Genomic DNA, 13,475 nt, shown 5'->3' on the forward strand with positions numbered 1-13,475 from the left:
CTCGAATATTGATCCGTTAAGTGGTCAGTTAATCCGCAACGGTGACACAATTTCGACCCGCTTGTTTACTCTTATACAGTTGAGCATCCGCGGCTTTAAGAATTTCTTCTTCACTTTCCAACATTCTCACCGCCGCCCCAACACTTAATGTACAACGAATTTTATGATGGTCAGACTCATAAACGGAGCTAGCAACGACTCGACAAATATTGTTTAAGTACGCAAATAGATCGTCACGGTCAATTTTAGGGGAGAGGATACAAAACTCATCCCCGCCCATACGGACAAAAATATCACTTTCATCCAATTGAGCCTGTACCGTATTGGTGACAAAGACCAACATTTCATCTCCGGCCACATGACCAAAGTAATCATTGATCGACTTGAACTTATCAATATCAAAGGCAATCAGAGAGAAGGTTTGCTCTCGTTCAACCATATCCGATAAAAAGCGATTAAATGCACGTCGATTATATAAGCCCGTCAATGAATCGTGATCGACCATAAACTGCAGTTCTTCCGTTCGCTCATCAAGTAACAAACCGAGGTGCTCTTTGTCTCTTACCAACAGCCAAACGATATAGCTAAGTAAAACGGCGATAACGCATCCTGCCAGTGCGATCCAAGTCAGGACTAAACGCTCGTTTTCAGTCACGTTATTAACCAACTTAAAGTCGACTAGCCACTCTCGGTTCGGCAAAGTGACGCGCTTTGTAATTTCAATACCTTCTGAACTATCCCACCCTTCACTTTGATAAAGAACCGAGTCATCTTCAGCATCAAAGCCCATATCAATCACTTTGATCAACAGATCTTGTTCCGTTGCAGTCCGCTTAACTAATCCATCAAAATAGTGGGTCGTTCTGATTACACCGACCACCACACCGATCAACTCTTGCTTTTTCTCGATATCAAACACAGGGTGATAGACCAACATACCAGTCTTTTTAAGATTTTGGTCGAGGCCATCTTGCAGCAATCTGACTTTATCAGAGACGTTCGGCTCACCCGTTGCCGCTAAACCATCGAGTACCAATTGAAAACGTAAACGTGAAGAGTAAAAGCCTAATAGACCTATGTTGGCTTCGCTGCGCGGGAAAATATCAGAGACAACAAAAATCGGTTGATTGTCGGCCATCAAGTAACCGGAGGTTTTGGGTCCATCCTTAGGGATAGTGTAAATTTCAAAGTTGGGAAAAGTAGCGCGCACTTTACGGGTATGCTCAGCGACGTCGCCGCTCTCAACTCTTGGCATCCACTGCAAAGCAATTAAGGTATCCGATTTAGAAACTAGCTCTTCAGCAAAAACTGGGAAACGACTCCAATTACTTTGCTCCGTTGAATGATAGAAGTTCGCGCCAGCACCGATAAAGTGCAGGTCACTTTCGACCACTTTCTGCAAATTTTCTGCTTGCTGTTCGGCGAGTTTGTTCACCATTGATACGGTGTGATCAAATTGCGTTTTATAAACAAAGTGTACCGCGTAGATGGCAACTAAGGCCGTAATAACGAAGGTAACTATTGGATATAGGAATTTCTTTTGAGTAAGTCGTTGCATAAAGCCTTGGTGCTTTTAGCCTATCGAAAATGACCCCTCATTTTAGCCATATTGCATTATTGACTAAAAGCACTAATAACCAGATTGAGCAAAATCCTTCATTTCTATGATCTTTGCCGCTATTACGCTCAGCCATTCGTTCAAAAACAAACCAGTTAATCGTTTAAACATAAGATTAGACCTGTTTTTGTAGCCGGATAGCACCTTGATTATGGTACTATCAGCCCCAATTTATCAGAATAAATTGGCTCTTAATTCTTTAATAGAGCCACAGCAGAGATTGAGCCAATCTCTCAGTAAACTTAAACATAAGAGAATTGTCATGACGTTCGATTTACAAATGATCCCTCAAACGTTCGATATGCTTCATGCAGGTTTAACTGCATCAAGTGTTCTTTTACTTCTCATCGCGGTTTCTCGTAAACCAAAAGTGATCGAAAAAGTGGTTGAGAAACCAGTAGAGAAAATCGTAGAAGTAGAAAAGCCTGTCGAAAAGATCGTTGAAGTTGAAAAAGTGGTCGAAGTAGAAAAAGTTATTGAGAAAGTAGTCGAAGTAGAGTCTAAGTTAGCAACAGCCTCGACTGACTCAGCGATGCAACTGCTTTCTATCATGCAACAAGAAGCGCGCCTAATTGACTTCCTAAAAGAAGACCTAACGTCATTCTCAGACGAAGACGTTGGCGCAGCTGCTCGCGTTATTCATACTGGCGGACAAAAAGTGCTGGCTGATTACGTAACGCTTGAGCATATTCGTAATGAAGACGAAGAAACTCGCATCACAGTCCAAGAAGGCTTCAACCCACAAGAAGTACGTTTAACTGGTAACGTGACTGGCAGCGCACCTTTCAGCGGCACACTTGTTCACAAAGGTTGGAAAGCAAGTTCAATGAACCTACCTAAACTGGCCGAGAACTACGACGCTTCTGTGATTGCTCCAGCTGAGGTTGAGCTGTAATGGAACACCAAGATCTAGCACAACAAACATCTGTATCTGAGACACCTAAGTTCAGTGTTGGTATCGACTTAGGTACTACTCACTGTGTGTTGTCTTATGTGGATACAACGCAAGAAGATTCGCGCGTGCAAGTCATGCCTATCCCACAACTAACTGCGCCGGGAACAGTTGAAACACGCAGCCAACTGGGTTCATTCTTGTATCAACCACACGAACATGAAATGAACCCGTCATCGCGCGTATTGCCTTGGTCAACTGAACCAACGGCGCTGGTTGGTGCGATTGCACGTAACCTTGGTGCGAAAACGCCAATTCGTCTTATCGCCAGCGCAAAATCTTGGCTATGCCACGGTGGTGTAAATCGCCGTGACGCATTCTTACCTGCTGGTAGCCCAGAAGAAGTTGAAAAAGTATCGCCATTGCGCACAACTGAGCTTTACCTAGAGCATCTAAAGCAAGCTTGGGATCATACTAACCCGAATAACCCGCTCGCTGATCAAGATGTGACGATTACTGTGCCTGCGTCATTTGACCCGGCTGCACGTGATTTAACGGCTGAAGCAGCGCGCAATGTCGGTTTTGTGCACCTAACCTTGCTTGAAGAGCCACAAGCGGCGCTTTACAACTGGATTGATAACAGTAATGACAAGTGGCGTGATGAAGTCGCTGTTGGTGATATTGTTCTGGTTGTCGACATTGGTGGTGGTACCACGGACCTTTCTTTAGTTGAAGTGACGGAAGACCAAGGTAACCTAACTCTAAACCGCATCGCTGTAGGTGAGCATATCCTACTTGGCGGTGACAACATGGACTTAGCACTTGCGTACCGCTTAAAAATGAAGCTAGCCCAAGACGGTAAAGAGCTTCAACCGTGGCAAGTTCAAGCCATGACGCACGCTTGTCGTGACGCCAAAGAAGCACTGCTTAATGACAGTGAGCTTCAGTCAGTACCAATCGTTGTACCAAGTCGTGGTTCTAAGCTACTAGGCGCTACGCTGAAGACTGAATTAACTCAGCAAGAAGTACAACAGACGCTAGTCGATGGTTTCTTCCCACAAGTTGCAGTGACCGAGCATCCTGTTCAGCGTAATCGTGGTGCTTTGACTCAAATGGGTCTACCGTATGCACAAGATGCGGGAATTACACGCCATATTGCTGCGTTCTTAACCAAACAAGCTAACGCGCAGAACGGTGAAGCTCCAGCACAAGACTTTAACCCATTTGCTAACATGCCGGGCATGGGCGGCGAAGCGACAATCGCTGATTTCATCAAACCAACCGCAATTTTGTTTAACGGTGGTGTTCTGAAATCAACACTACTTGCAAACCGCTTAGAAGATACCATCAACGAGTGGCTGCTAACCGCTGATACTGAGATGGCAAAACGCCTTACGGGTGTTGACCTAGATCTTGCAGTAGCAAGCGGCGCTTCGTACTACGGTTCTGTACGTCGTGGTCAAGGTGTTCGTATCCGCGGCGGTATTGCATCAAGCTACTACGTAGGTATCGAAAGTGCTATGCCAGCAATTCCTGGTATGGCGCCTCCAATGGAAGCGCTATGTGTGGCACCATTTGGTATGGAAGAAGGTTCAAGTGTTGACGTACCGAGTCAAGAATTCGGTTTGATCATCGGCCAACCAGTTAACTTCCAGTTCTTCGGTTCAACGGTTCGTCGTGAAGATCTCGCAGGAACGCACCTCGACCATTGGGGTCCAGAAGAGCTTGATGAGTTACCAGAAATTCAAGTGACGCTTCCAGTGTCAGAAGGCCGCCGTGAAGGCGAAGTGGTTCCTGTCACTCTAGCCTCACGCGTAACTGAGCTCGGTACACTCTACCTAGAAGCCATCGCAACCGACAACGGTCAAAAATGGCACGTTGAGTTCGATGTCCGCGAAGACGCTAACGCAGCTGACAACGAGCAAATTTAATCAATGTGCGGCACCCTCTTGGGTGCCGCTCTTTTATAATAAGAATTCGTCATCACATTGGCAAAATAAGGGTTTGTATGGCATCTCCTCGTTTTCTTGTCGGTATTGATTTAGGTACAACCAATACGGTTGTCGCATTCTGTGAAATCACCGACGACTTACAACAATCCGATGTATCCCTATTTAATATTGATCAGTTAATTGGCCCCGGCGAAGTAGTACGTAAACCTCTACTACCTTCATTTCGCTACCACCCTGCACAAGGCCAAATTTCACCATCAGACCTAACTCTGCCTTGGGAAGATCAACCCGTAGAAGGAGACATCCGCAACGTTATCGTTGGTGAATGGGCGCGTGAGCTAGGCGCTAAAGTCGAAGGCCGCCAAGTCTCTAGTGCTAAAAGCTGGCTTTCTCACCAAGGCGTCGATCGCAGTAGCGATATTCTCCCTTGGGCGGGTGCGACAGACGTCGATAAAGTTTCTCCGGTCATTGCGAGTGCAAGCTACCTCAACCATATTCGCCAAGCTTGGAACTATCGCAATCCAAGTAACAAACTCGAAGACCAAGATGTTGTGGTGACCGTTCCAGCCTCATTTGATGAAACGGCACGCAAACTGACACTTGAAGCAGCGCAACTCGCCGGCCTCAACAAAATCGTACTACTCGAAGAGCCTCAAGCAGTCTGTTACGACTGGTACGCTCGCCACCAGCACTCAGCTGCTGATGAGCTAAAACAGTTACCTCTAATTCTAGTCTGCGATGTCGGCGGCGGTACGACTGACTTGAGCCTAATTGAGGCGCGCTTTAATGCTGAAAATGGCGCGCAAGAAGAGTTGTCACTGGATCGTATCGGTGTCGGTGAACACCTTATGCTTGGCGGTGATAACCTCGATCTTGCACTCGCTCACCTAGCAGAAACTCGCTTTAACCAATCGAAAAAGCTCAATGCAGCCAGTTTGACTAAGCTAATTCAGCAAACTCGAAAAGCGAAAGAGAACCTGCTTTCCGCAGATGCCCCTGAAGAAGTCAAAATCACTATGCTCGGTAGTGGCTCAAAACTGCTGGGTGGCACCAAGAGTATCGGCCTTTCAAAACAAGAAGTACACCAAATCGCGTTAGATGGCTTCTTCCCTCTCAGCGATTTTAATGACACGCCAGACAAGCGCCGCAGTGCGGTAGTCGAATTTGGTTTGCCTTACGTTGCCGACCCTGCGGTGAGTAAACACGTCGCGGAGTTTTTGAATCAGCATCAGCAAGTTTCTTACTCTGCGCTGAATCAAGAAGACCAATCGCAGCCTGCTATACCTGTAGGCTTATTGCTCAATGGCGGCGTTTTTAATAGTGAACTGGTTACTGAGCGTGTCACTAACTTACTCGGTAATTGGCGCGGCGCTCCTGTCACGGTATTAGATAACCCACATCCCGATTGGTCGGTTGCGCTTGGTGCGGTGGCTTTCGGTAAAGCTCGCCGCGGCGCTCAACTAAAAATTGGTGGTGGTGCTGCACGCTCTTACTTCTTGCATCTACAAGAAAAGAATAAAATGGGTAAGGCGCTTTGCCTGCTCTCAAAAGGTACCGAAGAAGGGCAAGAAATTCGCCTTAGTGGTCGTCGCTTCTCGCTGACTCTTGGCGAACCGGTTCGTTTCAATCTACTGACAACCACGCATGATACGCTATCGAATAACACCGCTATTCAAAATGGTGTGATGGTCGACGTCGACCCTGACTTATTCTCCCCTCTCCCACCTTATATCTCTACATTGGAAGGTGAAGGTGCTGAACTTCAAGCCAACCAAAAAGAGCGTGTCGAAGTTCAACTCGCATGCCAATTGACTGAGGTCGGTACACTGAAGATGGAGTGTGTCCATGTCGATGATGACAGCAAGCGCTGGGCATTAGAATTTGAAGTTCGTAATCAAAAAGCCGATGACGAACAACAGCAAGATCTGCACCCGCGACTTGGAGACTGTAAAGAGCTGATTTCTCGTCTTTACAGCAGCAATAAAAAGAGCGGTGATTCAAAAGAAATTAAAACATTGGCCAAAGAGCTAGAGAAAAAACTCGGTAAACGTGACGAGTGGGATTTCACGACTTTACGCCACCTATTTGATGCCTTTGCCCTTGGCCGAAAACGTCGCCGCCGCTCAGAACCGCATGAGAAAAACTGGTTACGGCTGGCTGGATTTTCACTACGCCCAGGGTTTGGTGATGCCACTGACTCATGGCGTATTGAACAAGTTTGGGGACTCTACCAACAAGGGATTCAATTTAAGAATCACCAAGGTTGGACGGACTGGTGGGTATTCTGGCGTCGTATCGCCGGGGGGCTAAGCCAAGAGCAACAAGAAACCATTCTTGCCGATATCGCAAAATACCTGCACCCTGGCGCAATGAAGAACCCACAATCTGCCAAAGCGGCGCAAGATATGGGTTATGAGTCGATGGTGCGTTTGGCGGCATCGTTAGAACACTTAGAAGTCGAAGACAAAGTGTTACTCGCTTCTTGGTGTCTAAGTAAGGCCATTAACCACAACCAGTTTGAACAAGCACATTGGTGGGCATTAGGCCGACTAGCATCACGTACGCCTCTGTACGGCAGTCAGCACAGTGTGATTCCGCGTGAACAAGCAGAACAATGGCTACCAAAACTGCTTGAACAAAACTGGCAGAAAGAACCAATGATCGCCTTTGCGGCTGTTATGATTTGTCGTAAGACAGGCGATCGCTTATTTGATATCTCCGATGACTTCCGGAATCAGGTCATCGCTAAGCTAAAACAAAGCAAAGTGCCCGATTCTTGGCTCTCTCTCGTAGAGGAAGTCAAAGAGCTATCAGAAAGCGAATCAAAACGCGTATTCGGTGATGCTTTGCCGAGCGGTTTAACCTTAGTTCATCATTGATTGGAAAGCATGCCAACGTCTCGTTAGGCATGCTTTTTCATCGAATTATCTCAATCAGACGTTTCCTTGAAGTCATTACAACAAACAGCAGTACAATCATGAATAAGCATATTTACTTTGGTAGTTTCACTTCATTACTTGGGCTCTTGGGACTGATTATTCTTCTCACTTCCGATTCCCACTTTCCAATCGCACAATGGCCATATGAAGCATTTCAAGGTCTGGTATTTTCATTTGTTTGGGGCTTTGGTGTCTCAACCTTAGTTGGCCATATCTATACAATTTTTGTCATCGTGACAGTTTTGGTGGTCAGTTTTGCTATCGGCCATAAACTATCTCGACTTATCACACGCAACCAATAGCCCTTCACTACCGAGAAAAATGGCCTTAGGTTAACATCTTCGAACACCTCTCCTTCTCATTAGGTGCGATTTTAGTAAGCTAACGGTCTAGGTAGATTAGGGACACTATTTTGAAGAGTCGTAAAATAGTCATTAGTTTGTTGATGTCATTGGCACTGTTACTCGGCAGTGTTTCTGTCCCGGTGTCTGCTTACGAACCTATCTCCACAAATAACGAATCAAGCGTTCAGCATACAACGCCGCTTCATCAAGCTGAGTGTCCAAAGACTGACCATGAGAACAATGCGATAAGCCACCATTGTTGTGCGTCATTCTGCCTGCTGAAAATGCCATTTTCTCAAACTATTTCTGTCACCAATCCGATTGCAGCATCCTTAGCTTTGATTGGAAAAGATGAATTCGCAAAAGCCGTTTCACGTATTCAAACGCTTTTTCGCCCTCCGATTGCATAACCCCTAAATTTAGTCCACGATTCGGCTCCGTCCAATGACAGAGCCTAAACACTATTTATCTGAATAATTTTAGGAATTCGCTAATGAAAAAGTTATTTGCGCTCATCGCGACTATGGCACTGTCATTCTCAGTCCATGCCACACAATTTGAAGAAGGCACTCACTACAAGGTTCTTGATGTCGAGAAATCAGCGACCTCCAAAGTGACTGAGTTTTTCTCATTTTACTGCCCACACTGCTACAAGTTCGAACCAGTAATCGATAACCTCAAAGCATCGCTTCCTGACAGCGCAACATTTGAAAAAGTACACGTAGCGTTTATGGGCAACAATATGGCGATTCCAATGGCAAAATCGTATGCCACTATGGTTGCACTCGATGCAGAAAAATCCATGGTTCCTGCGATGTTCAAACAGATCCATGAACTACGCAGTGCACCGCAAGATGAACAAGCGCTACGCCAAGTGTTTATCGACAATGGTGTCGACGCAGACAAGTTTGATTCAGCCTATAACAGCTTTGTCGTTAGCTCAATGCAACGCGGCTTCGACAAGCAGTTTGAGAAAAGTACTTTAACAGGTGTACCTGGCGTTCTGGTTAACGACAAATACATTGTTAAGCCTGATCAGATTCGTTCGTTCGAAGAGTACAACCAGTTAGTTAACTACCTGCTGACTCTATAAAAGCTCAGAGCCAGTCGGAAACCCTGACTGGCTTATACCCTTTGGTGTTTCTATACCCGTTTCTTTCCAAGTTATCCATACTGCACATCCTAGCCATACCCCTTCACTGCAATATATTCACCTAACAAATACATAAGATAAGCATTAAGTAAGAATTTTCTCCCAAGGAATTAAACAGAACACTGTTATGCGCCAGATCAAAGCCACCTACCCCTAAAGGAGTAATGTAACGAATCATGTATTTTTATTAAGAGTTATTTCACTTCATGTCTATAAAAAAACGTTATATCGCACTGATTGCAGCTGTTGGTGTTGGGATAGGCTGGTTAACTTTAGGCGGCTCTGCTGCAGTAATGCACTACACATCAGATACAGAGTTTTGCGTCTCATGCCACTCTATGGAAACCCCTTACAAAGAGTATCAAGGCTCCGTTCACTTCAGTAACGCGAAAGGCATCCGCGCGGAATGTTCAGACTGCCACATTCCTCAAGAGCCAATGGATTACTTAGTTACCAAGATTCGAGCGTCTAAAGACATCTACCATGAGTTTGTGACTGGTAAGATCGACACTGAAGAGAAATACGAAGCGCATCGCACTGAGATGGCAGAAACCGTATGGGCTCAGTTCCGTGAAAATGATTCGGCAACTTGCCGCTCTTGTCACGATTTCGGTGCAATGGAAGAGTACGAGCAATCACGCGATGCAGCAAAAATGCATGCATACGGCAAAGCAAACGACCAAACGTGTATCGACTGTCACAAAGGTGTGGCGCACTTCGCTCCAGAAGCGGAGCTAGATAGCAAAGCCTTTGAAACACTAATGAGCTTCACAACTAAAACAGCTGCTGACGCCAAAGTGGTTTACCCAGTAACAGCAATCTCTATGGGTGACTTCGGTACGCTAAACCCAACAACCAAGCTTGAAGTTGTGAAAGCTGAAGGTGATAACCGTACGGTTAAGCTTAATGCATTCCAAATGAAAGGCGCAGAACAAGTGCTTTACATGGGTGAAGGTCAACGTGCCATCGTAGCAACGCTATCTGAACAAGGCCAACAAGCGCTAGAAGCGGGCGAGTTCAAAGCAGACGTATACGGCAACGAGTGGCGTTCTGTTTCTTTGACGGCTTCTATCGACTCTCCAGTCGTAGACACGTTAGCGCCAGTTTGGTCATACGCAGAAGAGTTGGACAATGTTTACTGTGCAACTTGTCACGCGAAAATTCCTTCAAATCACTTCACAGTGAACGCTTGGGGGCCTGTCGCGAAGAGTATGGGTGATCGCACGGATATTACCGTCGAAAACCTAGAAATTTTGACTAAGTTCTTCCAGCACCACGCGAAAGATGTGGTTGGTCACTAATAGATAATAGAAGGATAATAATGATGACTAATTTAACTCGTCGCGGATTTCTAAAAGGTACTGGCATTACCGCAGGTGCCTTAGCATTCACATCGCTAACGCCAATGAGTGCGCTTGCTTCTGACAAGCGTGGCTCTGGTATTTTAACATCTGGCCGTATGGGCCCAATGTTGTGTAAAGTACAAGACGGCAAGCTGGTTTCAACCACCAACGCATTGCCACAAACAGTACCAAATAGCCTACAAACCACCGGTCCAGATCAAGTTCATACTAAGGCTCGTGTTAAGTACCCGATGGTACGTAAAGGCTACTTGGCTAACCCGTCAGCACCAGAAGGCGTACGTGGTAGCGATGAATTCGTTCGTGTCTCTTGGGATGAGGTTTACAAGCTGATCCACGAACAACATATGCGCATTCGTAAAGAGCACGGCGCTGAGTCTGTATTCGCAGGTTCTTACGGTTGGCGCTCAAGTGGCGTACTGCACAAAGCACAAACGCTTCTGCAACGTTACATGAGTATGGCTGGCGGTTATTCGGGCCACCTTGGTGACTACTCTACAGGTGCTGCGCAGGTGATCATGCCGCACGTTGTAGGCTCTATCGAAGTTTATGAGCAGCAAACCACTTACCCTGTGGTTCTTGAACATAGTGACGTTGTGGTGCTTTGGGGCCTAAACCCAATCAACACATTGAAAATCGCATGGAGCTCAACAGACTGTGCGGGCCTTGAGTTCTTCCATCAGCTTAAGAAGTCAGGCAAGACGGTTATCGCAATTGACCCTATGCGTTCTGAAACGATCGAGTTCTTCGGTGACAACGCGCAGTGGATTGCCCCTCACCCTATGACTGACGTAGCGATGATGATGGGTATTGCGCATACGCTGGTTAAGCAAGGTAAGCACGACACAGAATTCCTAGCTAAATACACCACGGGTTACGACGTATTTGAAGCGTACCTAATGGGTAAAGAAGACGGCGTAGAGAAATCTGCACAGTGGGCATCTAAGATCTGTGGCGTACCTGTAGAACAGCTAGAGTTACTGGCCGATATCTTCAGCAAAAACCGCACAATGTTAATGTCTGGCTGGGGTATGCAGCGTCAGCAATACGGTGAGCAGCGCCACTGGATGCTAGTAACTCTTGCAACTATGCTTGGTCAAGTCGGTCTACCTGGTGGTGGCTTCGGTCTATCTTACCACTACTCTAACGGCGGTAATCCGGCACGTGACGCGGGCGTACTTCCTGCGATTTCAGCATCACTTGGTGGCGGTTCTTCAGCGGGCAATGACTGGGCGGTTTCTGGTTCTGTCAACGCATTCCCTGTAGCACGTATTGTTGAAGCACTAGAAAACCCAGGCACCAGTTACCATCACAACGGTCACAACTTAACCTTCCCAGAGATCAAGATGATCTGGTGGGCAGGCGGTGCGAACTTTACTCACCACCAAGACACCAACCGCTTGATCAAAGCGTGGCAAAAGCCTGAGCTTATCGTCATCTCTGAACCTTATTGGACAGCAGCAGCGAAGCACGCGGATATTGTTCTGCCTATCACTACCTCGTTCGAGCGTAACGATATGACCATGACAGGTGACTACAGTAACCAGCACCTTGTGCCAATGAAGCAAGTGGTGGAGCCTCAGGGCGAAGCACGTAACGACTTTGATGTATTTGCAGATATGTCAGAACTTCTTGCGCCGGGCGGTCGTGACGTTTACACCGAAGGCAAGACAGAAATGGAATGGCTTTACGGCTTCTACAAAACGGCGCAACAAGGTGGTCGCGGTCAGCGTATCGCAATGCCAAACTTCAGCAAGTTCTGGGAAGATAACCAGCTAATCGAGATGAAGTGGAACGAGAAGAACGCTAAGTTTGTTCGTTACGCCGAGTTCCGTGAGAATCCAATCATGAACCCTCTAGGTACACCAAGTGGTAAGTTTGAGATCTTCTCGCGCACTATCGAAGGCTACCAGCTAGAAGACTGTCCTCCGCACCCAACATGGTTAGAGCCAACGGAGTACACAGGTAACGCTGTTGATGGCGAACTGCAGTTAATGACAGCGCACGCAGCTCACCGCCTGCACAGTCAGTTCAACTACGCGAAGATTCGTGAAGAGTATGCGATTGCTGACCGTGAACCGATCTCTATCCACCCTGAAGACGCAAAGGTACGCGGCATTAAGACCGGCGATCTTGTTCGTGCTTTCAATGGCCGTGGTCAGGTATTAGTCGGTGCATTGGTGACTGATGGTATCAAGCAAGGTTCGGTATGTATCCACGAAGGTGGCTGGCCAGATCTAGACCCGCAAACAGGTATCTGTAAAAACGGCGGTTGTAACGTTCTAACATTAGACATTCCAACCTCTCGTCTTGCTAATGGCTGTGCAGCAAACTCTGCATTGGTACGCATCGAAAAGTACCAAGGCCCAGTGCTTGAACTCACCGCATTTACACCGCCTAAAAACGGTTAACGGCGTTCAATAACTAAAATTCCATCGTAAAACCAGAGCTTTAACGCTCTGGTTTTTTTATCCGTATCAGTTAGGATATTTGACGTTTACTCAGCGAAAGAAACTTAACCTATGACACTTGAAAAATTTGATGACATCTACCACCGAGCCGCGGCTAGAAAAGGTGGAGAAGCCAACTTAGAGTCGCTATTGGCCACTCCTTTAAGTCGAGAAGAGCTGTTAGAAATCCCCAATGACCGTTGGTTAGCAGCGTTCAGCATGAAGGTATTTCAAAGCGGTATTTCTTGGAAAGTGGTTAGAAACAAATGGCCAAATTTTGAAGAGGTGTTTTTCGGTTTTAAGATTGAACCGTTATTAATGCTGTCGGAAGAGCAATGGGATAACAAAGCAGCGGATACTCGAATCATTCGCCACCACGCTAAAGTGAAATCCATTTTGGCCAATGCTCAAATGATCCATGAAGCGTCTATCGAGCACGGTTCTTTCGCTAAGATGGTCGCCAATTGGCCGAGTGAAGATATTACTGGTTTGTGGCTCTATTTGAAGAAACATGGTAATCGACTTGGTGGCAATACCGGACCTTATAGTTTGCGTCAATTAGGTGTAGATACCTTCATTTTATCGGGAGATGTCGAAAGTTATCTACGCAACTGTAAAGTCATTGAAGGCGGAAAAGATACTAAACGTTCGCTGGCCGCGACAAATGAAGCGTTCGCCGGGTGGCAACAAGAAAGCGGTCGTAGCCTGACTCAGATCAGTCAAGTTATCGCCTACAGTACAGGCGATAACCGAGTTTTATAATCCG

The 13,475-nt window shown here is 46.4% G+C and carries 10 protein-coding genes; 9 read left to right on the top strand and 1 reads right to left on the bottom strand.

Annotated features, from left to right (window positions below; translation table 11 throughout):
* Window positions 1-28: 28 nt before the first annotated feature.
* Window positions 29-1,558: a sensor domain-containing diguanylate cyclase gene (locus VIA_RS16760; protein ID WP_004417459.1), complete on the bottom strand. Its 1,530-nt coding sequence runs from the start codon at window positions 1,556-1,558 to the stop codon at window positions 29-31.
* Between the two features lie 322 nt (window positions 1,559-1,880).
* On the opposite strand from VIA_RS16760, the gene VIA_RS16765 reads away from it, so the two are divergent.
* From VIA_RS16765 to VIA_RS16805, 9 genes are all read left to right on the top strand, one after another.
* Window positions 1,881-2,513, top strand: a complete 633-nt coding sequence (locus VIA_RS16765) for a DUF2760 domain-containing protein (protein ID WP_004414393.1) — start codon at window positions 1,881-1,883, stop codon at window positions 2,511-2,513.
* Window positions 2,513-4,441: an Hsp70 family protein gene (locus VIA_RS16770; protein ID WP_004414394.1), complete on the top strand. Its 1,929-nt coding sequence runs from the start codon at window positions 2,513-2,515 to the stop codon at window positions 4,439-4,441. The genes VIA_RS16765 and VIA_RS16770 overlap by 1 nt, the downstream gene beginning before the upstream one ends.
* Before the next feature lie 77 nt (window positions 4,442-4,518).
* The gene (locus VIA_RS16775; protein WP_004414395.1) at window positions 4,519-7,341 is read left to right on the top strand and encodes an Hsp70 family protein; all 2,823 of its coding nucleotides are present in this window, start codon (window positions 4,519-4,521) and stop codon (window positions 7,339-7,341) included.
* A 98-nt stretch (window positions 7,342-7,439) separates the two neighbouring features.
* Entirely contained in the window at window positions 7,440-7,703 is a 264-nt protein-coding gene (locus tag VIA_RS16780) for a hypothetical protein (RefSeq protein ID WP_004414396.1), read from the top strand.
* Between the two features lie 110 nt (window positions 7,704-7,813).
* A complete protein-coding gene (locus tag VIA_RS16785; RefSeq protein ID WP_138977039.1) occupies window positions 7,814-8,155 on the top strand; it encodes a hypothetical protein in 342 nt (113 codons plus the stop codon).
* An 83-nt stretch (window positions 8,156-8,238) separates the two neighbouring features.
* Window positions 8,239-8,838, top strand: a complete 600-nt coding sequence (locus VIA_RS16790; RefSeq protein WP_004414399.1) for a thiol:disulfide interchange protein DsbA/DsbL — start codon at window positions 8,239-8,241, stop codon at window positions 8,836-8,838.
* A 266-nt stretch (window positions 8,839-9,104) separates the two neighbouring features.
* Window positions 9,105-10,199 (top strand): NapC/NirT family cytochrome c, encoded by a 1,095-nt coding sequence (locus VIA_RS16795; RefSeq protein WP_004414400.1) that lies wholly within the window; start codon window positions 9,105-9,107, stop codon window positions 10,197-10,199.
* A 23-nt stretch (window positions 10,200-10,222) separates the two neighbouring features.
* Window positions 10,223-12,670, top strand: coding sequence for a molybdopterin guanine dinucleotide-containing S/N-oxide reductase (locus VIA_RS16800; RefSeq protein ID WP_038211194.1), 2,448 nt, complete (start codon window positions 10,223-10,225; stop codon window positions 12,668-12,670).
* Between the two features lie 111 nt (window positions 12,671-12,781).
* A complete protein-coding gene (locus VIA_RS16805; RefSeq protein ID WP_004414402.1) occupies window positions 12,782-13,471 on the top strand; it encodes a DNA-3-methyladenine glycosylase I in 690 nt (229 codons plus the stop codon).
* Window positions 13,472-13,475: the final 4 nt, after the last annotated feature.

It is taken from the genome of Vibrio orientalis CIP 102891 = ATCC 33934, assembly GCF_000176235.1.
Lineage (GTDB): Bacteria > Pseudomonadota > Gammaproteobacteria > Enterobacterales > Vibrionaceae > Vibrio > Vibrio orientalis.